Annotated in this window: 1 protein-coding gene; it reads left to right on the forward strand. The window is 70.7% G+C overall.

Annotated elements, in window-relative coordinates:
- The first annotated feature begins 9 nt into the window (after positions 1-9).
- Positions 10-26679 (forward strand): hypothetical protein, encoded by a 26670-nt coding sequence (locus ACFYTS_RS33370; protein WP_387309315.1) that lies wholly within the window; start codon positions 10-12, stop codon positions 26677-26679.
- The last annotated feature ends 78 nt before the right edge of the window (positions 26680-26757 follow it).

Consider the following 26757-nt stretch of genomic DNA (forward strand, 5'->3'; position numbering starts at 1 on the left):
TAGCGGCGCATGACCCTCCACCTGCCTTCGGAACTCGAATGGCTCGGCTACCTCGTGGGCGTGGAATGGCCCGAGGGCGACGAGGACCAGATGTGGGCGCTGGCCGAGGATTGGCGCAATGCCGCCGCCGGCCTGCGCGATCAGATCCCGTCCATCACCGATGCCAAGTCAGCGACGCTGGCCGCCTATGTGAACGGCGACGGTCGCGACGAGATGGCGCAGCTGTTCGACAAGCTGGCCGCACCGGCGAGTGGCGACGGCACGGGCAATTCGATTCTGGATCTGGCCCAGCATTTTCAGCAGCTGGGTGATTCGGTCGAGGAGACCGGCACCGAGATCCAGTACACGAAGCTGATGTTCTACTCGTCGATCGCGATGGCGCTCGGCGAGATCATCGCCGCGTGGGGTTGGCCGCCGACCGCTCCGATGGTGGAGGCGATGATCATCGCGGTCACGCGTGTCGCCGTGCGGATGATCGGCCGCGCGGCGCTCGACCGCATCCTCGCCATCGCGGCCCGGATGGGCATCACCGCGGTCGTGAAGTTCGCGATGCGCCACATCGTGATGAACACGCTGCTCGGCACGCTGCAGGACTACGGGATTCAGCAGTATCAGGTCGATACCGGGCACCGGAAGAGCGTCAACTGGACCCAGGTCGGCGTGACGTCGATCAGCTCCGCCGTGGGTGGCGCGGTCGCGGGTCCCATCGGCGGTGCGATCGGCAACTCGCTCGGTCAGCGCGGCATGAACCGCTATCTGACCGGAATGATCACCGGTACCACCGCCGGATTGGTCGGCGGCGGTGCGGGTTTCGTCGGCGCGACGGCCGCGCAGTTCGGTTTCGACGTGGCGCAGCACGGCTGGGACAATGCCGTCGAGAACCTGAAGAACACCCAATTCGACCCCCGCATGCTCACCGGCGGCATGTTCCAAGGCGGGTTATCGGGTGTGAATCACACCGGGGCGCACACTGTTTGGGAACCGAAGGTCACCCGCATGCACGCGGGTATCACTCCCGGTGATCTCACCCTCGTGGGGTCGCGCCCGGACACTCCGGGCGTCAACGGCACCGGCGGCAGCCACGACCCGGGAACCCACGGCTCCAACGGTTCTCACGCTCAGGGCGGCGCTCCCGGCTCCGACGGCACCCGCGTGCACCCGGCCTCGGTCGACGGCGGCGAACCGACCGGTGATGCCGGCGCCCGTCCGACCGGTGACGGCAGCACCGCACACCCCGACGCCAACGGCCACAACGGCGGCGGCGTCACCACCGATTCCCGCACCGCCGATCGCAACACCCCCACCGACCAGGGTGGCGCCACCCAGACCGGCCCGTCGAACACCTCCGGATCGACCCCGCAAACCCACATCAGCGCCGACACCAACGGCGCGGGTGGCGCGACCGTCAGCCATCCGCAGGCGGGAGCACCCGAATCCTCGGCCCCGGTGCAGAGCGGCATCCAAGGCGGCGGAATCCACGACACCTCCTCTGCTGCACCGATTTCCAACGCCGCTGCGAATAGCGGAAGCTCGGCCGCCCCCGCGTCCTCGACGTCCGGTGGGGCATCCAACGCCGGTGGCTCGTCCAACGCCGGTGGTTCCTCGAACACCGGTGGCTCGTCGAACGTCGGTGGTCCGTCGAATGCTGGTGGAGCCCCCGCGAATACCGGCGGGGGCCCGTCGAATGCTGGTGGAGTCCCGGCGAATACCGGCGGAGGCTCGTCGAATGCCGGCGGTGCCCCTGCGAATACGGGTGGCGGTTCATCGACCGCGGGCGGCGGCTCGTCGCCGGGAGCCAACGGACCTGCTACCCACGCGGCTTCCGCCCCGGGTGGCAGCTCGACCGCTTCCGACACGCCCGCCCGCGCGGGATCGACCGGCGGACCGGCAGATCCGTCCGCCACCGGCGCGCGCGCCGGTGCCCCGTCCGCGACGCCCGCCGGATCGGCTCCGGCCTCGGGAGCCTCCTCTCCCGCCGGTGCGACCTCCGCGAGCGGCTCGCCCTCGTCCTCACCTGTCGCCGCCTCCTCCGGCGGCAACGCCGCCCCGGGCTCGACCACCCAGCACGCCGGCGGCACACAGCAATCCGCCACCGCCACACCGGACCAGCGCGCAGCCGCCCCCCGTGCAGGCGAGGCGGCCACCACCCCGAAGGCCGCAGACGCCCCGAGAACGGACGCGCCGCGCGCTGACGCTCCGAAGTCGGATACGCCCCGAGCCGACACTTCCAAGCCGGATGCCCCACGCTCGGATGCTCCGCGGTCGGACAGCCAGCGCTCCGACTCCACCCGCACCGACGCTCCGCGTTCCGACAGTCGCACCGGCGCCTCGGACAGCCGCGCGGGTACCCCGGAGCAGCGCTCCGACGCTCCGCGTCCCGAGTCCACCGGTGAGGATTCCCACCCCGGTCCGCGGCCAGACGGCGACCGGTCCGAATCGACCACCACTCGCCCGGGCGACCACGACACCGCGCCGGAGTCGGAAAAGGCGAGTGGCAGTGCGGATTCAACCCGTCCCGCCGACACCACGCCGCCGCGCGAAGGTGCAGACCCGACCACCGACCACCCCGCCGACAAGCCGGACGCCCCCGCCGACCACCGCGCTGGTGAACCTCCGGAATCCCGGAAGCCGGTCGACGACCAGCCCGCCGAACCGCCCGCTGACCGCGACCGCCCGGACGAACACCCGGAGTCCCGTCGCCCCACCGACGAGCCGACCGAGGCGCGCCACGACGATCAGCCTGGTGCGCGGCGTGACGAGGACACCCCCGGTACCCGTCGCGAGGACGAGCCGACTGCCCGCCGTGAGGACGAGCCCAAAACTCGTCGCGAAGACGAGCCCAATGCTCGCCCTGACGACGAGCCCACTGCCCGGCGTGAGGACGAACCCAACGCTCGGCGTGAGGATATGCCCAACGCTCGGCGTGAGGATGAGCCCGACGCTCGGCGTGAGGACGAGCCGGAAGCTCGGCGTGATGACGCCGCTGCCCGGCGCGATGGTGAGCCGGAAGCCGAGCGCGGCCATGAGCCTGTCGCACGGCATGAGGACGATCCCGCGGCTCGGGACAACGACCCTGCGCGTCCCCGCGATGAGGACGCACGCGACGACTCGGTCAGGCCGCGTGATGAGGACACCCCCTCGGATGCGGCGGATCGACCGGTGCGGGACGGGCGGGAGCAAACCGCCGACGAGCCGGTGCGCGAGCCGGATTCGAACCGCCACGAGGATGTCCCGGCCGAAGTGATGCGGCCGACCGGGGAGAAGTCGCCGTCGGATACCTCGGAACCGGTGCACGACGACCCGGCGCACCGCGATGCGGACAGCCGGGACCGTGGCGCGCGGTTGCAGTCGGAATCGGCTGACCCCGAACGTGATTCACATCCGTCGGATCGGGACCGGCGCGCCGGCGATGGATCGACGCCCGAAGACGGCTTCGTGGTCGCGCCGATTCCGCTGGGCGACGGGCCGGAGGTTCGCGCCAACGAGGGTGAGCGCCGCACCCCGGGCGAGCGTCACGGGGGCGACGAAATCCCCGCCCCGGCAAAGGACCGCCCGGGGCTCTCCGATCGCGGCGATGCCCGGCGTGGCACGCCGACCGATCGCACCGACGGTCACAGGGCGCATCCCGGCACTCTCGACGATTCTTCGAATGCTCCTGTCCGTGGCGAGGATTCGAGCGAGCCCGCACCGAATGATCCGGACGTCGTCCGCGCGAAGAACCGCGGCCGCTGTGGCGAGTTGGCCTTGCGCCTGCTGCGTGAGATCACCGGCAACGAATCCATCCGCCCGCCCCAGCGCCGGGTCGGCCCGCAGGGGATGAGCCTCGAGGAGCTGGTGTCGGGTGCGGGCGGCAAATTGCAGGACTTCCCGAAGAATCTCGATCGACCGGACCGGCCGAGCGGTCACGACGCGGTCGCGAGACGCCTGCTGAAGCTCGGCGACGGCGCCTCCGCCCTGGTGGTCGACCGCTATGCCGGACCCGTCGACGAGCACGGTGTGGGCGCGCACGCCTACGTGATGGCCAATGAGGGCGGCAAGATCGTGGTCAAGGACCCGGCCGCCGGTCTGGAACACGGTTTCCCGCCGCAGGTGCCCAAGGAGACCGCGGGCGTTCACGCCATCCTGTTCGACGCCCACGGCAAGGCCTGGCATCCGCTGAAGGATTCGGTGCGGGCCGGACTGCTGCACCTGGCGGATGCGCATGTGCGTGTCGGTGAGGCGCACCGGCCGCCGGGCGACGATACTACGGGTCCCGAGAATCCGGTGCGCTTCCTGCGCACCTCCGACGAGATAGTCCCGGATTTCGTGCGGGCCGGTGAGTACGGGCGGGAAGTCTGGTCGGACGCCCACGCCCAGCTGACCGATGAGCAGCGGTCGGCGCTGCGCGCCTACAGCGACGGGGGCGAGGACTCTTCGCGGCCCAGCGCCTCGGACATCGATGCGGCGCTGCGTGGCGACCGGGAGATGACTCCCGAGATCGCCCAGGGCATAGGGGATATCGACGATTCGCTCGCGCTGCGGCCGTTGCCGGAGCCGGTGATGGTGACGCTCAGTGCCGGGGACAACCCGTTCGGCGCGCCGGTCCACGAGCTACCCGGGACGGTTCAGCACCTGCCGGGCTACGTGAACGCCTTGATCGGTGCGGTCCCGTCGATCGACGGCATCCACCACCACATCGAATTGGTCGTGCCCGCCGGAACCCCCGCCCTGCACCTGGGTGATCTGTCCCGGTACGGCGAGCGCCTGCCGATGGTGCTGATGGCCCACGGCCTCGACATTCACATCGACTCGGTCGAACCGCGCGGTCCGGGCCACTACGGTATTCGCGGCACCGTGGTCCCGATCGACCCTGCCGCGAGTCCACACCGCACCAGCCCCGACGCCGTCCCCTCCGATCGGCCCCACCCCGAATCGCGTGCCGACACCACCCGCCCGGATCTGCGACGCCCGGACGTCACTCGCCCGGACCTGCTGCCGCGCCCCGAGGTGCCTCGCCGGGAAGTCCCGCGTCCCGAAGTCACCGGAACGGACTCGCCGACCCCCGAAACACGCAGGCCGACAGCCGATTCGCCCTCCGTCAAGGATCGCACCGACGATCCCGCGGGCAACGACGACCACACTCGTTCCGACCTACGCGCCCGCGACGATGAGCCGACCCGTCCCGATGAGCGCCCCGCCGCCGAGCGCCCCCGTGACACCGAGCAGCCCCACGACACCGAGCGGTCCGCCCGCACCCGAGAAGAGTCCGCCGACCCCACCACCCGCCCCGACACCTCGCGTCGCCCCGAGGACGCCCGCGAAGCGGCTGCCCGCCCCGAGCCCACTCGCGAGGATGCCCGCCGCCCGCAGGACACCCGCGAGGACATCGCCCGCCCGCACGAAACTCGGGAAGACGTCGCACCGCCGCAAGAAGCACGTGATGAGACGGTGCGCCCGAAGGACTCCCGCCCGGAGTCGCGCGATTCCGCCCGCCCGCAGGACACCCGTGAAGAAGCGGTCCACCCCCGGGACACGCGAGAAGACGTTCTGCGCCCGCAGGACGCGCGGGAAGACACTGCGCGGCCGCAAGATACTCGAGAGGACGTCGCCCGGCCGGAAGATACGCGGGAAGACGTTGTGCGCCCGCAAGATACGCGTGAGGACGTTGCGCGGCCGCAGGAGACGCGTGAGGACGGCGCGCGGCCGGAGAATGCTCGGGCAGAGGCCGCCGAGACTCGCACCGGCACGCCGCATCGGGAAGAGGGCGCGGTGCGGCGGGTGCTGCGGCGATTGAAGGTGCGGCAGCGGGATTTGCCCGCACCCGGTGGCGAAGGGCCGGAGCGCAGGCCGCAGCAGCGTCAGGACGCGGACAATGATTCCGGCGCAGGGCATTCCGGCGACGAGACCGCGCCCGACTGGTCGCATCGGCCTCAGGACGACTGGTCGAAGCTGGATCGTGACGCCATTGCGAAGAAGCTGCACGAGGACTGGGATCTCGAGGTCACCGGCTTCGACAACACCCGTGTCGATGTCGAGGTGCTGCGCGAATTCGCCCGCGCCCTCGAGGACATGTTCGGCCGGTTCCCGGACACCGAGCTGATGGAAGTCCGCATCGCCCGCCTCGATGACGACAGCGTGTTCGCCGAGGTGGATCCGGGTCGTGACGAGAACGGCCACTTCGCCGACATCCTCACGCTCAACGAGCGTTTCGCCCGGAAGCCCGCCGACCTCGCCCGCCGGGTCCGGCTCAACGAGGAGAACGGCCACCTGGTCCCAGGTTCCGGTGACCGCCCGGTCTATTCGACGATCGTGCACGAGTTCGCGCACACCATCGACTTCACCACCCAGATGCAGGCCCGCGTCGACGCTTTCGAGGCGCTGGAACGCCACTTCGATCGCGTGTACGGCGGCGATACCGAAGAATTCCTGGGCTGGCTGCACGACGAGCTGAGCGGCTACAGCTTCGACGAGCACGGCATGTACGACCACGCGGAGGCGCTGGCCGAGGCCTTCACCGACGTCATCCTCAATGGCGATCTGGCCAGTGAGCCCGCCCAGATCCTGCACGATCACCTGGAGCGGACCTACCGCGACCACGCCGCCGACAACCCGGTCTACGAGCGCGAAACCCCCGAGCACCGCTCCCGGCCGGTCGACGAGGATCCGGGCCCGGCCGCCCGCCGCGACCGCGAGCCGGAACCCGAACCGCAGCATACGGACCGCGGGTCCGAACCGAGCCCGCACGTGTCGCCCCGCGACGACGAGGGGGCGGGTGGCGAGAAGTCCTCGCGTGAACCGGAATTCGTGCTGCAGCCGCCGGAGCCGATCGAAACGCCCGCGGTCGTGGACCATTGGACCACCCTCGATCGTCAGGGTGTGCTGGATCGGATCACGATCGACCTCGGCATCGAGACCGTCGGTTTCCACATCGTCGGCGACGTGGAGACGCTGCGGGAGTTCGGCCGAGCTCTGGAGGAAGGGATCGCCGACAACCTGGGCATCAAGCCGCGCCGCGTCGAGATCGGCCCGATTCCCGGCGATACCGAGGTCATCGCCAGCGCGTTCGGCGTTCGGCAGGCGGACGGCAGCGGACCGTGGCGGCCCGACCGGATCGTGTTCAACGACCGGTGGGCCTTGGATCCCAGGGGTTTCGAACAGGGGATTCGGGAGGCGGTCGCCGCTGGATTCCATGTGCCGGGCGCCGGCGAGCGGCCGATCTACGCGGTGATCGTCCACGAATACGGCCACCTGGTGGACTATTACGGCCAGCTGGAGGCCCGCGAGGGCCTGATGAAGGCCCTGGCCGACCGGTACGTCGAAACCAATGCCGGCGCCGACTTCGCCGAGTTCAGCGACTGGCTGCACCGCGAGCTGCCCGGATACGCCCTCGACAAGCACGGCATGCTCGACGCGGGGGAGGCCCTGGCCGAGGCGTATCGCGATGTGAAGCTCAACGGCGACAACGCTTCCGACCTGTCGAAGATGATGGTGGACCGGTTGCACGCCGCCGCGCGCGACGCCGCGGGCCTGCATGCGCAGGACCCGGCCGCGCCGCCCGAGCACGGCTCCGGAGAGAGCCGTCAGGACCAGCTGGGCTCCCATGAAGAATCCGGCCTCCCGTCGGAAAAGCCTGCCACCCACCGTGATCCGGCCGATCCGGAAGGATCCGTACCGCCCGAGGGCGCGGCCGATCCGGCCCCCGGCCACCCGCCCGCGGATTGGTCGCCGCGTCCGGACGACTTCTGGTCGGAGCTGGACCGCGACGGAATCATCCGCGAGATGAAGGACCTGTTCGGCATCACCAGGTTCGAGGGCTTGGACAACACGTCCGTCGATCCGGAGGTACTCCGCGAGTTCGCCCGTGCGCTCGACGATGCCACGACCGTCAACAAGTTCACCTTGCGTGGTATCGAGATCGGGGAGCCGGTCTTCGAGGACTCTCTCGCCGAGGCGACCAGCGTGCGAACCCCGGACGGCCACATAGTCACCGAGAAGATCGTGGTGCGTCTGGAACACGCGCTGGATCCGGCCCGGATGGCCGAAATCGTGCGGAACGGCGAGGCCGGTGGTTCGTTCCCGAGGGGAGCCGGCGAGCGCCCGATGTACTCGGTCTTCCTGCACGAACTCGGTCATGCGATCGACCACGCCGGAGACCGCGCGGCCCACGCCGAACTCGCGAACGCGCTGCTGGACCACTACCTGCGCACACACGGCGACACCACGGCCGTCGAGTATCTCGGCTGGCTCTCGCAGCTGTCCGATTACAGCTTCAACGCCGACGGCTCGATCAACCACGCCGAGGCGTTGGCCGAAGCCTTCGTCGACGTCACGCTCAACTTCGACCACGCCACCGAACCCGCCAAGGTCCTCCACCGCCTGCTGACCGACCGCGCCGCGGAGAACGCGCACATCACCCGCGAGCCCGCGCAGCCCGCCGAACCGGTGACGCGGACCGGCGACGAGCAATCCGACACCACGTTCACCAATGCGCGCCGCGACGCCGTGCGGGCCGATGATCGCCCCGAGCCGATGCGGTCCGACGACGACGGAAAGCCTTCGCAACAACCCGATCTGGTGCTGTCGCCGCCCGAGCCGCCCGAGGTCCCGGCGATCACAGACCACTGGACCGGCCTGGATCGCCAGGGCGTCGTCGACCACATTCAGAACGAGCTGAAGATCCCGACCGTCGACTTCCACTACGCGAGCGATGTCGAAACGCTGCGCGAATACGGCCGCGCGCTCGAGGACATGCTGGCCCGGCACCCGGGCGTCAAGCCCAACCGGGTCGAGATCGGTTTCATCCCCGAGGACCCCGACGCCATCGCCGCCGTCTACCCGGGCCGCGAGGACGGCCGACGGGTCGCGGATCGCCTCGTGCTCAACGCCCGATGGGCCATGGACGCCGACGGCCTCGACGCGCTGATTCGCGCGAATGTCGACAGCGGCCACCATGTGGCGGGATCCGATGAGCGGCCGGTGTATTCGGCCATCGTGCACGAATACGGGCACGTGCTGGACCTCGCCGGTGGACGTGAGGCCCGGTACGAGCTGACCGAGGTTCTGGCGGCGCACTTCGAGGCCACACGCCGCGCTCCGGTGGATGCCCAAGCCTTCACCGAATGGCTGCACCAGCTGCCTGAGTACGCCTTCGACAAGAGCGGCGCCCTGCACGAAGCCGAGGCGCTGGCGGAAGGCTTCCGCGACGTCATACTGAACGGCCGCAACGCTGCCGAGCCGTCACAGGTGATGTACCAGATGCTCCGCATCGCCGCTCAGGACTCGGGAGTCCTCCAGCCCCATGGCGTGTCGGGACATCAGTCCACACCGACCGAACATCATTCTGCGCCTTCCGAGCTCCGGTCCGGACTCACCGAGCATCCGTCCGCACTCGCCGACCATTCGCCCGCACCGTCCGAGCGTCAGCCTGCGCCAGCCGAGCGTCAGCCCGTGCCAACCGAGCGTCAGCCCGCGCCAGTCGAACACGAGCCAGCGATAGCTGATGCCGATGACCGGTCCGGCACGGACAGCCGTCCCGACCTACTGGGATCCCGTGACCAGTCCGGGGATTCGTCGGAATCCCGCGACCCGAACCGGCCCCAGCGTCCCGACCAGAATCAGTCCGACCCGCGCGAATCCAATGAGCCGCCCACCGGTGCCGAGGAACCGGCCCAGCCCATCACCCCGATCACCGGCGACCCGGCTTCCGAATCCCGCACTCCCGCACCGGAACCGTCGGTAGGCGACGAACGCTGGTTCGACCAGCGGATGGCCGAACACGCCGACTTCGCCGCGGACATGGAAGCCAAGCACGCCCGCTTCCTGCACGAGATGGCCGATTCCGCGCCTCCCGGCAGCACCGAGGAACGCTTGTTCCGCGAGCAGGCCCGCGAGGTCGACGACATGGCCCGCAGCTCCGCCGAACGTGCCGACCGCCTCTGGGCGGACCTCGGCGGCCGCCCCGACCCTGCCCCGGCCACCCGACCCATCGGTGAGGAAGGCCCTGGGCCACACAAGGGGCAGGATTCCGGAACCGGTTCGCGCGCAAAGCAGGACCCCGCGACGCAGCCGCGCACCGGTCAGGACCGCACGCCCGAGACCGCCGCGGCGGGCGACGGTCAGCCGCCGAACGATGGACCGCCCCGTCGCTCCGCAGCCACGCCGGACGACCCGGACGCCTGGTTCAACGAACAGCGCGCCATCCAGGCCGACTGGGTCGCCCACATGGATGCCGAGCGCGCCAAGTGGTTCCACGACATGGCCGACCAGCTCGAGCCCGGCAGCCAGGCCGAGCGCGAGGCGCGCTTCGAGGCCCGCATGGCCGACGCCGAGGCCCGCCTGTCGGCCCTCCGCGCCGAGTACATGTGGGACTTCGCGGGCGGCCGCCCCGAACCCACCCCCGGCGAATCCACAGCCAAGCAGCCCGCGAGCAGCTCCTCCAACGACCAGTCCCGCTCGGCTCGCCCCACCCCGCCCGGCCCGTCCGCCCCCGTGTCGCCCTCCACCACCGCCCCGCGCTCTGGCGACGGAGCCCGGTCGGACGGCACCCAGACCGGCCCCCGGTCGAAACCGCTGGGCGCGAACCCGGACGAGGCCCCGACCGTCGAGGTGAAACGCACGGGTGCGAATCCGGATGAGACGCCGACGGTCGAGGTCAAGCGTCCGGAGCAGTCCAACCCCGACGAGACGCCGACAGTTGAGCTGAAGCGGCCGCAGCAGTCGAACCCGGATGAGACGCCGACGGTTGAAGTGAAGCGTCCGGAGCAGTCGAACCCCGACGAGACGCCCACGGTTGAGCTGAAGCGGCCCGAGCAGTCGAACCCGGATGAGACTCCCACCGTGGAGATTCCGCGCCAGGAGGCGGAGTCGCCCAAGCCGCCCGCCGATCCGGCCGAGGCGTCGCCCGGATTGCATGCGGCTCTGGACCGTCTGCGTGCGGCGGATCCGGTCGCGGGGGAGCGCCCGCGCAGCCTGGAGGACCAGGTCTACGGCGCGCGTCTCACCGACGCGCTCGGTGTGGTCGAGGCGCTGGCCAAGCGCCCGGACGCACTGTCCGCGCTGCGTCATCTCGCCGAAACCGCTGCGGCCGAGGGCTTCTTCCACGACCCGGCGAATGGTCTCGGCGCGCGTCCGCACGTGCCCGAGGGCGGGGAGCCGCGCACGCTCACTCTCGAGGAGCTGCGCACCGAACTTCTGCGTCGTCTCGGCCTGCCCGAATCCACGCCGGACGATCAGCTGCCCCGGATCGTGGGTGACGAGCAGTTGCGGAACCTGCTGCGCGCGGGCGGAATCGAGGCTCTCCGCGAGGCGGTCTTCCGTCACGACACCGCGACCGGCCCGGAACGCGAGCACGCCGCCCGCACCCGCGACGGCTGGGCGGAGCTGCTCGGCGTCGACAAATCCCTCCTCGATCCGGCCCACGCCACCCCCGAACAGCGTCGTGCGATCCTCGACGAGCTCCGCGCCGAAACCCTGCGTCACGCAAGCGATGTCGCGGACCTCATGGTCGCGAGCTTCCACCACCCGGGCTCGGACCACACCCACGTGGTCCTGGAGGCCGACGGCGAGCGCGTCCACATCCGCGTCACCGAGGACGCCGATGGCAACAAGCGCGCCGAGGTCATCCAGCGCCCGGACCTGCCGCGCGAAACCCCGCCGGAGACCAAGGAACCGGAGAAGAAGCCCGGCTGGCTGAAGCGCACGTGGCGGCGCATGATGCACGGCTACCACGGTCAGTCGCCGAAGTACCCGTCCGGTTCGGGCAACGACTCCAAGGGCCAGACCATGCTGGCGATGGAGATCGGCTACGTCACCCACGACGAGGCGCTGCTGCATCTCAAGGACAAGTTCAACCCCGCGCGCATCCTCAAGGAGACCGCGACCCTGTGGAAGGAGCGCGAGCGTCTTCCGCTGATCAAGCATCTGACCGCGCGGGTCGCCGATGTCGCCGGGACCCTGATCCCGATGCGCACCCGCGACGGCGGCGAGTACCGCCCGTGGGTCACCGAGGCCGATCCGCGGATTCGCGCCGAGGTGGAGGAGACCCTGCGCGGCGCGAATATGCCGATCGAGTCGGAAATGCCGGAGCCGCAGCACGAGGCGCTCGACCGCGGCCCCGTCCTCGATCCGCCGGCGCCCCGCGAGTGGAGCTCCGACCTGCCGCAGCCGCTGGTCGACGCGGTCACGACGCGCGACGCCGCCCTGGCCGATCTGGTCCGCCTGGCTCGCGGGCTGAAGATCGACATCCCCGACGACAGCCCGGAAACCCTGCGTCGCGTGGTGGACGAGGCCGTCTACAAGCTCATGCGCCGCGCGGGCGCGATCGAGGCGCTGCGCGATGTCAGCGAGCGCTGGCTCATGGAGGACGCGCAGATCCCGTTCAGCCGCGAGGTCAGTATCTTCGACAAGGATCCGCTGGGCCGCTACCTGCGCGAGTTCGCGCACGCCGAGGCGCTGCGCACGGAGGAGGAGAAGGCCGCGCGCCGCCGCGCGGAGGCGGGCGTCGGCCCGGACGACGATTCGCTGGAGTTCCGTCCCCGCCGTCCGCGCGCCTCCTTCCTGGATCTGCAGGGCGTCAATAATGGCGGTGAGTGGCCGCGCCACTTCGACGACGCGGACGAGGAACTGTCCAGCCGGCGCGAGGGCCGCCTGTTCGAGGACGCGTTGCGCCGCGACCAGATTCAGGACGAGCGCTCGAACTGGGCGCAGTTGCTCGACATCGGATTGGACCGGCTCGAAACCGAGAAGAAGCTGCGGGAGGCCATCGTCGAGGCCCGGGTGGGCGTGCGCGACCGGGCGGACGGCATCCTCGAACTCGACGCGGCCGTCAAGCATTTCATCGACCTGGACTCCGCGGCGCGGCAGCATGCCGCCGATCTGGCCGACGCGGCCGCACACGACTGGGTGAACGAGCACGGCGGCGTCATGCTCGACCCCGAGCGCGGGCTGGCGGTGCTCCCGGGTGAGCCGCGCCGTCTGGTGGTGATCCGCGGTGAAGCGGATCACGATGTGCGCCTGGTTGATTCGCTGTCCGCCCACCCGGAGATCCGGGAACAGCTCAATCGCGGCGAACTGCGGCTCGATTACCGCGTGGTGGGCCTGGACGGCAACGACCGGATCCAGGTCATCGAGGTGGATCCGCCGCAGATCCGATTCCACGACATCGAGGTCGACGGCGAGCGCACACCGGCCGCGTTACTGCGCAACGGTCTCGAGCCGTGGCGCACCGTGCAGCCGACACCGGAGGTCAGCGCCCCGCACGCCGAACCGGCCGCCGAGCCCGCCGCGCCGCGCGATCCGGCCGTGGTGCGCGCCGAACGCAACGCGGTGGCGGCTCGCCTGTCGGTCTACGACATGGATCTGGGCGCGAACCTGGACCGGACCATCGCCGACCTGCACCACGACAATGCGTTGCGCGCCGCCCAGATCGAGGGCATGGCCGACTTCATTCGCAGTTCGGACGCCATCGACAACTTCCACGACCTGGACCGCACCCTCCAACAGCTGGCGCACCGCCTCGGCCTCGACCCGGACACGCTGTCGCCGCAGAAGCTGGCCGAGGCGATGGCCGATCCGAACGTGCGCAAGGTGCGCCGCCTGCAGGCCGTCGACGACCTCATCAAGTACGCGAAGGTCCTGCGCGAGAACATCGACGAGAAGGCGGTGCTCGCGGCCCGCAAGGAGCTGGCGAACCGGCTCGACGTGGAACCGGACGACCTGTCCCCGCGCAAGCCGAAGACCGAGGACGGCGAGGTCATCGGGTTCACCACGGACTCGAAGAACACCGACAAGCACGCGCTACTGGACGCCATCCACAATCTGCTGCGCGATTCCGCCGACCGCCCGGAATTGCTGGCGGCGCTGCTCGAATACAGCAGTGTGCTGGGCGACCTGGACCCGTTCCGCCAGAACCTGCGCTACGACCCGCTGACCGACCCGCGCGCCGTCGACGGCGAACTGCCGATCCACGACGGCGACGCTCCGGCGGCCCTGCGCGCGTTCATGAACGACTCCATCGGCGAGCCGCCGCTGTCCGACAACCCGTCGGCGGCGGCCACCGTGTGGTCGCGCCTGCTCGGCGTGCACATGAACGACTTCGCCCGAACGGTCAAGATCTACACCGAGCAGCTCGGCGGCCTGCACGACCGGGTGACCCCGACGCAGTTCGCGGATGTGCTGACCACGCTGCGCGAGACCGGCGACTCGACGGTGGCCTACGAGCGCTATCGCGACAGCGCCGCCGACCCGGCCAAGATCCTGACCAAGGACCAGCTCGCCGATCTGGTGCGCGGTGTCCGTAACGCGCGCTACGCCGAGGTGTACGAGGCCTACCGCGACGGCAAGATCGAGAAGCACGAGCGGCTCAGTGCCAAGGAACTGGCCGCCACCATCGACGAACTGCGCGCCGACGTCCGCGCCCGCGAGGCCGACATCAAGCTGCTGGAGAAGCTGGCCGCCGAACACGACGCGCTCACCAAACCGCGTCCGCCCGAGGGCCCGCCGCGCGACCCGCGCGCGGTCGCCACGGATCTGGCCGCCGCCCGGCACGAACTGCAGATCGCCGCCGAGGGACGCGACTACGCGCAGGGCCGGGCCTATCGGGAGAACCCGGGCCCCGGCTTCCGGCCGCTGCGCGAAGGCGACCTGACCCCCGAGCGGATGCCGGGCACCAACGACTATCTCGCCAACCGCCCGTCCGACGAGGGCGGTCAGCTGCCGGGCCTGGAGCAGCGCCTCACCGATCTGACCGCGGCCGTCGAGGAACACGACGGCGCACGGTCCAGGGTCCACACCCTCGAGTCGGAGATGCGCCGCGCCGTCGAGGCGGGTATCGGCCCGGACGAGTCGCCGGTGGACGCGTGGAAGCGCGAAGTCGACACGGCACGAGCCGAATTGGAAGAGCTGGTCGCCGCCAACCCCGACTTGGCGCGGCACGGCCTCGACCGCACGCTCGCGGACATCGAACGCCTCTCCCGCATGCCCCAGCAGTGGGGTGACGTGTTCACCGACGAGCTGGTCCCGCTGCGCGACGCCGCGCACCGCTACGAACAGGCCCGAGAATTCCTGGCCGCCGCCGAGTCCGACGCCGCCGCGGCGGTACGCGCCGCGGAGACTCCGGAACAGACCGCAGCCCGCGAATTGACCTCTGCCCGTGACGATCTCGCGAACGCCGCCCCCGCCGATCGCCAAGCCGCGCAGGACCGCGTCTCCCGCTGGGAAGCCGAGCACCGCCTCCTCGAGGCCCGGGCCGCCCACGCGGCCGACACCCCGCACCAGGCCGCCGAACGCGCTCGCACGGCCGCGCACGACGACCTCACCAGAGCGATCGAGGACTTCCGCCGCACCACCGGCCTGGACGTCACCGCGGCCGAACTCGCCCCGGAACGCCTGCGGGACACCGTCAACCGCCTGCTCCCCGAGGCGCGCGGCACCCTGCCCGAGGTGGTCGGAGCCTTCGATCGACTCGAGAACGCGGCCCGCGCCCTGCACCGCGCCGACGCCCTGACCGAGTGGGTCGACGCCCATTTCCCGGAATCCGGCCACACCGGTCGCGAGGGCGAGGACCCCGGCGCCTCCGGCGCCCCCACTCGCCCGCAAGGCCCGACCCAGCCCAACTCCGACCCGTCCTCCGCCGCCCGCAATCCGGAAGGCGATGGTCAGGACGGCGAATCGAATGCGGTGACGCACAACGACTCCGGCGAGACCGACGTCAATCACTCCTTCGCGCGGCGCGTGGAGGAAGCGATCGCGGCGGGTGAGGCCGAGGTGGTGGTCCTCAGCACCGGTATCGGGCGGATGGCCGAACGGGTCGAGTTGGTCACCTTCGCTACCGAGCCGCCGACCCAGCTGATCCGCAAGATCGTCACCAATCCGCAGCACGCGCAGGCCGAGTCGCTGGTCTCGCTGGTCGGCCAGGCGGTCGGCGCGAATGTGCCGAAGGTACACCGGGTCGAGGACCGAGTGGTGTACATGGAGGTGATGCCCGGCGAGGCCGGAGGGGATCGTTTCGCGACGCCCATGGCCGCGGGTCTGGACGCGGTGCTGGCGACCCCCGACGGCCGCCGGCTCGGCCTGCTCGACGTGCTCGTCGGCATCCCCGACCGCAACCTCGCCAACTGGCTGATCACCGCGGACGGGCACATCAGCGGTATCGACCACAGCCTGGCCTTCGGTGGCGGCCGCCGCGGTGACGAACTGTCGACCAGCCTCTTCGCCCGCCACTACGCGACCGAGGGGCCTGACGGCGAAATCACGTGGCACGACCATGATCTGAGCGCTTCGGACATGTCCGGCATGCGTACCCGCCTGGAGGGCCTGGCCCCCGAATTCGCCGCCCTGGGCCGCGAGGACTGGCACCGCGCCCTGATGGATCGCTTCGACGAGGTCCAGCGTCATGCCCGGGCCTCCGACGAGGGGCGCACCGGCGACGAGGGCGATCCGGGCCCCACCCCCGCGCGCCCGAGCAACCCGAAGCCGCCCGGCTCCAGCCCGTCGGCGGCCACCCCTCCGGTCGGTGCGACCCCGCCCGGCTCGGGCGGCGGCGGCAAGGAGCCCCCGAACCGAAACTCCTCGACCCCATCGAATCCCGACCCGGACGAGCCGGGCAATTCCGGTCGAAACGGCGACCAGAACTCCACCCCGCCGTCGAAGCCCGGTGACGGGCAGACCGCGAAACTGCCCGAGGGCAGCGAGGACCCGACGGTCAACCTGTCGGCGGGTGGCGAGGATTCGACCAAGAAACTGCCGGAGGGCAGCGAAGACCCGACGGTCGAGAACCCGGCGCCGGGCGAGGCGTCCTCGTCGAAGATGTTCGAGGGCAACGACGACCCCACGGTCAACCTGTCGCGCGAGAACGCCTCGAGCGAGCGGACCTTCGAAGGCAACGACGATCCGACCGTCAAGAACCCCCCGCCCGGCGAGGCGTCGTTGAAGCCGTTCGAAGGCAACGAAGACCCGACGGTGCGGATGGAGCGGGGCAGCGAGGCCAAGCCACCGGGGAGTGAAGACCCGACTGTCGAGCTGCCCAAGCCGCCGGGCAGTGAGGATCCGACCGTCGAGCTGACCCGGCCGAGCGAGGCCGCGACGCTCGAATTGCCACGGGTGGAAGAGGAAGTGCTGCCGGTGGATCCGGTGGCGGACTCCCCGTCGCTGCAGGCGGCGGCCCGCTTCCTGCGGGACGCCGTCAACGACCCGCTGGCCCCCGGCCGCGAGGTCAACGCGGTGCTGTTCACCTCGCGATTGATGGACGCGCTCGGCCTCGAGACCGCCGCGGCCCACCTCAACGATCCGCTCGCCCATTTCCGCGAGATCGCCGAAATGGCCAAGGCGCGCGGCTTCTTCGGCGACCCGGATGACGCCGCCCCGCCGCTGCCCATGCGTGAGGCCGACGACTATCGGCCGCTGACCCCCGAGGAGCTGTACGGTTCCGAGGAGTACTGGCGCACCGAGGCGGATCCGGAGACGCTGCGCGCCATCGAAGCGCATCTGCGCGAGACCGGCCTGGACCGCCGGCTGGCCGAGCTCGAGGCAGGGGAGACGACCCGCGCCCTCGACCCGGCCGCCGCGAGGCGCGAATTGCCCTCGAGCGCGGCGCATCCCGAGGGTGGCGGCGAACCGGTCCGGGAACGCCCGCTGGAAACCTGGTCGCAGCGCCCGCACGATCCGGACGGCGCCGAATCCAGGGTCTTCACCCTCGACGAACTCCGCGAACGCCTCGCCGGCGAGTTCGGCCTCTCGGCGGAAGACCTGCAGCGGCGGAACCTGCCGGAGCTCGCGGGCGACCTGCAGTTCCGGAACATGTTGCGGATCGGTGGACTCGAGGCGCTCGACCATGTGTTGAGCAGTCACGACGCCGCCACCGGCGCCGAACGTGAGCACCTGGCCCGGGTGCGCGACGAGTGGGCGCGCCTGCTCGGCATCCCAGAATCCGTGCTGGATCCCGCGCACACCACCGGCGAGCAGCGCGACGCTGTGCTCGCCGCCGCCCGCTCCGAGACCCTGCGCCGCGCGATGGATGTCGCCGACCTCATGGTCGCCGCCCTGCACGTCCCGGATTCCGAACACGCGCATGTGGTCCTGGAGACCGACGGCGAACGCCTGCATGCTCGCATCGTCGAATCGCCGGACGGCACCAAGCGTGTCGAGCTGGTCCCGCGGCCCGAGCTCGGTCCGCTGCGGCCTGCGGCGAAGCCGTCGCCGAGCTGGATCGACAACCTGCTGCAGCGCCTGCAGCAGGGCTACCACGGACAGTCGCCGAAGTATCCGTCCGGTTCGCGCCTGGATTCCTCCGGAATCTCCCTGCTGACACTGGAGTTCGGCTACAACGTCCTCCACGACCACGACTTCCTCGGGATGAAGCCCAACTTCAACCCGGTGCGCATCGGCAAGGAGATCCTGACCCTGTGGGAGGGTCGCGAGGAGCTGCCGTTCGTGCGTCGTCTCACCCGCCGGGTCGCCGACATCTCCCCGCCGCAGATCCCCATGCGCACCGCGGACGGGGGCGAATACCGTCCGCATGTCACCGAGGCCGATCCGCTGCTGCGGGCCGAGGTCGAGGAGTCGCTGCGCGTGGCGGAGATGACCATCGAGTCGGAACTGCCCGAGCTGCGGCACGAACCGGTCGATCCGGTGACCGCCGAGCCCGAGCCGCACGAGTGGGGCACCGATGTCCCGCAGCCGTTGGTGGACGCCGCGGACGTCCGCGACGCCGCGCTGGTGGATCTCGTGCACCTGGCCCGGGAGCTCCGCATCCCCCTCGCCGATGCCGATCCGCAGACCGTGCGGGCGGCCGTCGAGGAGGCGAGGTACCGGCTCATGCGCCGCGGTGGTGCGGTCGAGGCGCTGCGCGATGCCGGGCAGCGCTGGCTGCTCGAGAACGAGGTCATCCCGTTCAGCCCCGAGGTCAGCATCTTCGACAAGGATCCGCTGGGCCGCTTCCTGCGCGAGTTCGCCCATGCCCGCGGCATCGAGCTGGAGGAGCTGAAGGCGCGTGTCCGCCGCGAGGAGGCGGGCGTCGGGCACGACGATCCGCCGCTGGAACTCCGTGCGCGCGAACCCCGCCCGTCCCTGCTCGACGTGGAGGGCGTCAACAATGGCGGCGAATGGGTGCCGCACTTCGACGATGTCGACGAGGAGCTGGTCGAAACCCGCGAGGGCACGCTCTTCAAGCACGCGCTGCGACGCGACCAGATGCAGGACGAGCGCTCGAACTGGGCGCAGCTGCTCGATATCGGACTGAACCGGATCGAGACCCAGGAGGATCTGGACCACGTCATCTCGGATCAGCGCATGCGCGTCCGTGACGGCCGCGCCCGGATGCTCGAGTTCGCGGCCCTGGCCGACCGCTTCCTCGGCGCGGACGACCAGCTCCGCGAGCGCGTCCACGAGGTCTCCGATCGGGCGGCCCGGGAATGGGCCGACGCCAATGGCGGCGTCATGCTCGACCGCGAACACGGTGTCGCGCTGCTCCCGGGCGAGAACGGCGGCCCCGAACGCCTCGTGGTGATTCGCGGCGACGGTGAGCACGACACCCATCTGGTGGACGCGCTCGCCGCGCACCCCGACGTGCGGCGAATGCTGAATCACGTTGAGCTGCAACTGGATTACCGCAATATCGGGCTCGACGAGCACGGCAACGTCCACCTCGTCGAGAAAGCCGCGCCCACCGTGCGGTTCCACGACGTGGACGTCGACGGCCACCCGCGACCGGTCGCGGTCATGCGTGAGGACGGCCGGGGCCTGCGCCTGGTGGAGCCCACACCGGAACCGGTCGCCGCACCACACGAGGCGAGCAATGAACCGGCCGTACCGCGCGATCCGGATACCCTGCGGAACGAGCGCAATGCGGTGGCGCGCCGACTGTCGCTCGAGGTGGAATTCGACCTCGGCGAGAATCTGGGCCGCACCATCGAGTCGCTGCGGCAGGAGCTTTCGCTGCGCGCCTCGCAACTGGAAGGCATGGCCGATTTCATCCGGACGTCGGATGCCATCGACACCTTCAACGATCTGGACGGCGCGCTGGGCAATCTCGCGAACCGGCTCGGCCTGGACCCGGAGCAGCTGTCGCCGCGTGCGGTGGCCGAGGCGTTCGGCGATCCGCGGTTCCGGATGGGGGAGCGGCGGCATCAGGCGTTCGCGGACCTGCTCGAGTACGCGGACGTGCTGCGCAAGAACGGGCACGAGACGGCCGTGCTCGCCGCCCGGGATCGGCTGGTGCGCCTGCTCGACGTCGATCGGGAGAACCTGCACGCTCTCAAGGCGGTCAAGGACGCCGAGAAGGTCGAGATCATCGGGTTCGAGCCGGACTCGAAGACCACGGTTCCGGACGCGATCGCCAGGGCCTTCGAGAACATGGCCTTCCGGCCGGACGAGCGCCGGGCGCACGCCATCGACGCGCTGACCGACTACATCGAAGCGATCGCCGCGCTCGACCCGCACCGTGAGGGGCTGCGCTACGACCCGAATACGGATCCGCGGGCCGTCGACGGCGAGCTGCCGGTACACGATCCGAAGGGCCGCGAGCTGCTGAGCTCGTTGTACGGCGACTCCGTCGGCGAGCCGCCGCCGGCGAGCGAGCTGATCCAGGCCGGAGAGGTCTGGTCGCGTCTGCTGGGCGTAGACACCTCCAGCATCGACAAGACGGTCAAGATCTACCAGGAACGCCTCGGCAGCCTGCACGATCGGATGAGCCCGGCGCAGCTGCGGGAGGTGCTGCGCACGCTGACCGACACCGCCGGTGACTCGGCGGCGGCCTATCAGGGCTACCGCGACAGCGTGACCGATACGCGGAAACTCCTCAGCCCCGAACAGGTTTCGGAGATCGTGCGGGTCGTCCGCAAGGCGCGCAGTATCGAGGTATACGAGGCGTACCGCGACGGCAAGATCGAGAAGCACGAGCGGCTCAGCCCGAAGGAGTTCTCCCAGGCGGTCGAGGCCATGCGCGGGGAGATCCGGGCCCGCAAGGCCGATATCGACCTGCTCGAACGACTCGCGGCCGAGCATCACAACCTCACCAACCCGCCGGATCCCGAAGCGCCGCCCCGGGATCCGCGTACGGTCGGACCCGAACTCGCGGCGGCCCGCCACGAGCTGCAGATCGCCGAAGAGGGCCTGGACTACGTCAAGGGCCGCATGTGGCGTGAGCGCGAGGGGGAGGAATTCCGCCCGCTCGCCAACAGCGATCTGACCCCGGACAATCTGCCCGGCACGCAGGACTATCTCACCAACCGCAACCGCGCGGAGGGCGGCGAGCTGCCGGGCAACGAGCAGCGAATCGATGACCTGTCCACGGCGGCAGCGGAATTCGACCGGGCACAGAACCGGGTACAGGATCTGGAGACCGAACTGCGCCGCGGCATGGAGGCGGCCACCGAGCCCGGCGAGACGCCCGCCGACGCCTGGCAGCGAGAAGCCGAATCCGCGCGCGCCGACCTGGAGGCGCTGGTCGCCACCGACCCGGCCGCGCCCCGCGGCATCGACCACGCCATCGCCCAGATCGAGCAGCTGTCCCGCATGCCGATGGCCTGGGGCGACGTCTGGACCGACGAGCTGGTCCCGCTGCGCGACGCCGTACACCGCTACCAGCGGGCCGAGGAGTTCCTGGCCGCCGCCCGCGCCGCCGAGGCCGATGCCGCCGCCGCGGCTGCCCGCGCCGCCGAGACGCCCGAGCAGACCGCGGCCCGCGAACTCGCCACCGCCCGAGACGAACTCGCCGCCGCCGAGGCGGAGGGCGACAACGCCCGGCGTGACGCGGCCGCCGACCGCGCCGCCCGCTGGGAGGCCGAGCAGCGTCGCATTGCCGATGCGGCGGCCGCCGACGCGGACACGCCCCAGACGGCGGCGCACCGTGCCCGTGAGGAGGCGCACACCGAGCTGCGCGCGGCCATCGAGAACTTCCAGCGCGCCACCGGCTTGGAAGTCACCGAAGCCGCATTGGCCCCGGATCGCCTGCGCGCCACCATCACCGAGCTGCTCGGCCAGGCCCGCGGCAACCTTCCAGACGTGGTCCGCGCCTTCGACCGCCTTCAGTCCGCGGCCGAGGTCCTCCATGCCGCCGACACCGTCGCCCACTGGGTCGACGACCACTACCCCGACCCGGTTCGCGCGATCGAGCCCGGCGGCGGCGAACCCGGCGGCGGCCCGAAGCGCCTCGGCCCCGGCACCCCGCCCACCGACCCCTCCGGCGGCGCCGCCGCCCGCCCCGGCCCCACCACACCCGGCGCCGGCCCGGCCACGACGGCCAAGCCGCCCGAATCCGTCGCACAGCCGGCGACGCCGATCACGCATTCCTCCACCACCGCAAACCATTCCGGATCGGAGGAGTCCACCGGCCCGCACCAGAACGGCTCGGATCAGTCCGGCCCGAAGCAGCCCGACACCGGCACGAACGGGACCGGCGAGAAGACCCACGCCGTGCCGGAACAGAATGCCGCGCCGGAACAGAACGCGGGCACACCGACCGGGTCGAACTGGGTGGTCGTCGAACCGGGAGCCGTTCACGCCTGGTCGGATCCGCGGTTGGCGGACGGGGCCGACGGCGCGATGGCCCGGGCCCGCGCCGCGGTCGAACGGCATGATCTGGCTATCGATGACCTGCACGCGGTCGCGCGGGAGCTGGGCGTGGATCCGGACCGGCACCACATGCAGCCACTGCGGGAATTGCTGCTGTCGCAGCTGGCGACCGAGGTACAGCGCCAGGAACAGCTCCGCATGACGCCCAATGGGATGGGCCCTGCCGAAGCGGTGGCCCAGATGAGGGCCGCGGAAAAGCGGATCAAAGAGCTGACCGAGTTCCGCGTCCGAGTCGAAGAGGCGACCCGCGTAGCCCCGCAGACCGAGAAGGAGGCGAAGGCACTCCTTCAGGCGGTCTATGACGTGGCGGTGCAGGACATCCTCACCGCCAACGGAGCATCGATACGCGCGCCCGGCGTCGGGATCGTCTACGGCGAACCCAACACTGTCCTCGTCGTCTCGTCGAGTACCGACCCTTACGCCGTTCTGGGTGTGGAGGGCGCGAAAGTCGTTGTCGAGGGCGAGATTCCGCTCGAGGCGAAATTGGTGACCCTCGATTTCGACGGCATCGTCCACGTCAACGACCTCGCCGCTCCGCCTCCACCCCACGCCCCCGAATCCACCCCGCACTCGGGCCCTCCGGCCAAGCCCCCGACCACCCCCGACCACCCCGGGGGCTCCGGCCATCCGGGGACGGTTGGTCAGCCAGGAGCACCCGGCCATCCCGGTACCCCTGTGCATCCCGGTGCGCCCGGCCAGCCCGGAGTTCCCGTGACCCACGGTGCTTCTGGGCAATCCTCTGCCCCGGTGCATCCTGGCAGTGCTGGGCAACCCGGCGGTGCCATCGAATCGGGCAGCGCTGGCGGGCAAGGCGATGCCGCCCACGGCTCGCAGCCGACCGCGTCGACTTCGCCCACGCCGGAGCCGCCGACCGCGGTGGTCGTCGCCGAGGTGACCACGCCGCAAGCCGATATTCACGGCACCGTCCTGTTCGAGGGCAACCTGCCGGGTGGTCCCGACGCCGCACCGCTGTACCGCGGCGTTCCGCGCCTGCTGCCGGACGGTTCGGTGAACCCCGCCTACCTCGACGGTCTGCGCGGCATCGCCCCCGCCCGCGGCGACCTGGATCTCGACTACGACGGCCACACCTCCCACCTCGGCAGCCAGAGCGACGCCACCTCCTGGAGCCGCAGCCCATCCATCGCGGCGCATTTCGCCGGCACCGACGGCCTCATCCTGGAATGGCGCACCGGCGCACCCCCGGAAGGCGCGACCTGGCGCTTCAAACCCACCTACGACCTCGACGACCTCTTCTCCCAGGTCCTCATCCAGGGCACCCTCACCGACGCCCGGGCCATCCGCCACCTCCCGTCCGTCCCGACCCCCGAAGCACTCCCGACCCCCACCCCCGAAACCCCGACACGCCCCACCCCGCCTCCGGCCGCCGTCACCACGCCCAGCCCGTCCCTCGGCATCGACCCACCCACACCCGCAAAACCGCACTCGGACACCACCACTCCGCCTCCGCCTGCTCAGCACCCGGCGCCCTCCGGCGACCTGACCAAAACCACAAGCACCGATCCGTCGCCAGATTCCGCAAACGCGCAGTCGGACAACGCCTCCCAGCTGCCGCCCGCCGAATCCCCGCAGGGTTCGAACAACCACGGCGCACCCGGAAGCTCCACGCACACGGAGACAGGTGAATCCGCCGGCGCGGGTGAGCCCGTGTCGGTGGAGGACCCGGCTCACCCTGGTGCGGAGGAGCCCAACACCTCCGGAGACGCCACAAAACCGCAGGGCGACAACACTTCGCAGCCTCTCCTGCCTGAAGAATCGGCAGCCTCGAGCGATACGGGCGCACCGAAGCCCGCGGACGGCTCCGCCGAACCCCAGCAGGACGGCGGCCCCTCACTCCCGCCCATCCAGCCTCCAGTGGACACCGGCGACACGGGCGTGCCTGCGAAGGCCGCCGACACCGACGAATCGGGTGAGTCGGCTGCCTCGAGCGATCTGGCACAGTCGGATGCAGGTGAGTCCGGCAGCACCGACGACGCCGCAAAGCCGCAGGCCGATAGTGCCTCCCCGCTTCCGGCTCCCCAAACGTCGGAGGCCTCCGGCGACACATCGGTTCCCGCGAAGCCGACGCCTCCGACCACAGACGATTCCAGCGGTTCGGAAAACTCGGGTGCGCTCGGTGATCCGGCCAAGGCCGCGTCGGGAGACTCTGACGGGTCTCGTGATGCCGACGCGTTTGGCGACCCCTCGCACGTCGGGGCGGGTGATCCTGACGGATCAGGTGCATCGGATGATCCGGTCCAGCCGGGCCAGGGTGATTCCGGCGGCGCGAGCGATGGTTTCGAGCCCGCGGGTGCGGGGGAGTCCGGTGGTTCCGGCGGAACCGGCGAGCATGTCGGTTCCGGGCGCTCGGATGCGGATGATTCGGACGAATCGGGTTCCGGTTCGGCCTCGGAACCGGACGCGGGTGATGGCGACCGCTCCGACGACAACGCCACGACCGGCGACGACACCCCGTTCCGCTACAGCCCGAACTGGCGCTCGCACCTGCCCCTCGTGCCGCACCAGTTCGACCCGGAATTCCCCGACTACACCCCGAAGCCCTCGGAACAGCCCGCCCCGTGGACTCTGCCCCCGGAGCCCAACCCACCTCACACTCCTCCGCAGCCCCACCAGCCGCAGCCGGCGCCGCACCAGCCGACCCCGCACCAGCCGACCCCGCATCAGCCGACGCCGCAGCCGCATCAGCCGACGCCGCCGCAGGCGCCAGTACCGCCGAATACACCGCAGCCGCCCCATATCCCGCAGCCGCCGAATCTGCCGCAGCCGCCGAGTATCCCCACTCCGCCGCCGCAGCCGACCCCTCCGCATATCCCGGTACGGCCGAATATGCCGACTCCGCCGCATATTCCGTTCCCGCCGAACCTGCCGGAACCCCCGCGGTTGCCGCAGCCTCCGCACATCCCGGGTACCCCGCAGCAGCCGAACCCGCCGCAGTGGCCGCAGCTGCCGCCCAACCCCAGCGCCCCGCATTGGCCTACTGATCCCGGTGCCCCGCACGCGCCGCAGTGGCCGACGAATCCGGGAATGCCGCATGTTCCCGCGAACTCGGGCTGGCCGCAGTTGCCTCCTCAACCGGGAGTTCAGCCGTCGGATCCGGGTCTGCCGCATCCGACGCGGTGGCCGACGGATCCGGGTCTGCCCCAGCAGCCTTCGCAACCCGGTCCGCAGCAGCCGACACACCCCGGTACGCCGCTTCAGTCGCCCTCGCACCCTGGCGTGCCGCAGTACCCAGGAGTGCCGTCGCAATCGGGCGCGTCGGGGCAGCCGTCGAATCATGGTGCGCCGCAGTGGCCGAATGAGGTTGGTGGGCAGAATGGTTCGCAGCAACCGACCCACTCCGGTGAGCCGCATGGGCCGGTGGATTCCGGGTCGTCGCAGCCTGGGCGTCCGGGTGGGTCGCATTTGCCGCAGTGGCTGACGGATGCGCTGGGGTCTCGGATACCGGTGCAGCCGGGGATGCCGGAGGCGCCGCAGCAGGGGCATCCGCACACCGATCCGGGTATGCCGCGGTGGGTGGCGGATTCGCCCGATGCCGGGAACCAGGCTGTGAACGGTGGCGGGCACCCGAGCGCCAACGGCGGCAACGGGATTGGTGGCGGTGCGGGACAGGGGTTCCCGGGTGGCGCGCCGATGATGCCGCCGCAGGGTGCGCCGGGTGGCGGGAACGGGAATGGTGGTTCGCGTGGCAACAGCCGGTTCCCGCGGGCGTCCGCGCGGCATGCTTCCGGTGGCCAGATCTATCTGCGGTCGCATTCCGGGTTCGGTGAGTACGCGTTGATGGATCCGATGACGGGTCAGTTGAGCGCCGCGCCGGTCGGGACCGGTGCGCCCGCGGGTGTGTTCGATGAGCTGGATGGTTTGCGGGTTGTTTTCTACCGCGATCCGGCGGCGGGGCTGGTGCTGCGGGTCGGTGATCAGGTGATCGAGTTGGATCGGATGGCGGCGGGGGCGCTGTGGGAGCGCTCGGGGCAGGGCTTCGTGCGTCTGGTCATCGGCAGTCCGGGCGATGTGCGGTGTGAGCTGCGGTACAGCGAGCGCCCGGCCGACGCGGACCTGGGCTTGCTGATTCGCGATGTGCTGTCGGATTCGTCGCGCCGGCTGGGGATCTTCGGATGATCGCCGCTGAGGTGTTCGCCGAGTTTTACGATTCCGGCAACCGCACGGTTGTCCCAGGTATGTGATGCTGACAGTTGG

Source organism: Nocardia sp. NPDC004151 (assembly GCF_042874235.1).
Taxonomy (GTDB): Bacteria; Actinomycetota; Actinomycetes; order Mycobacteriales; family Mycobacteriaceae; genus Nocardia.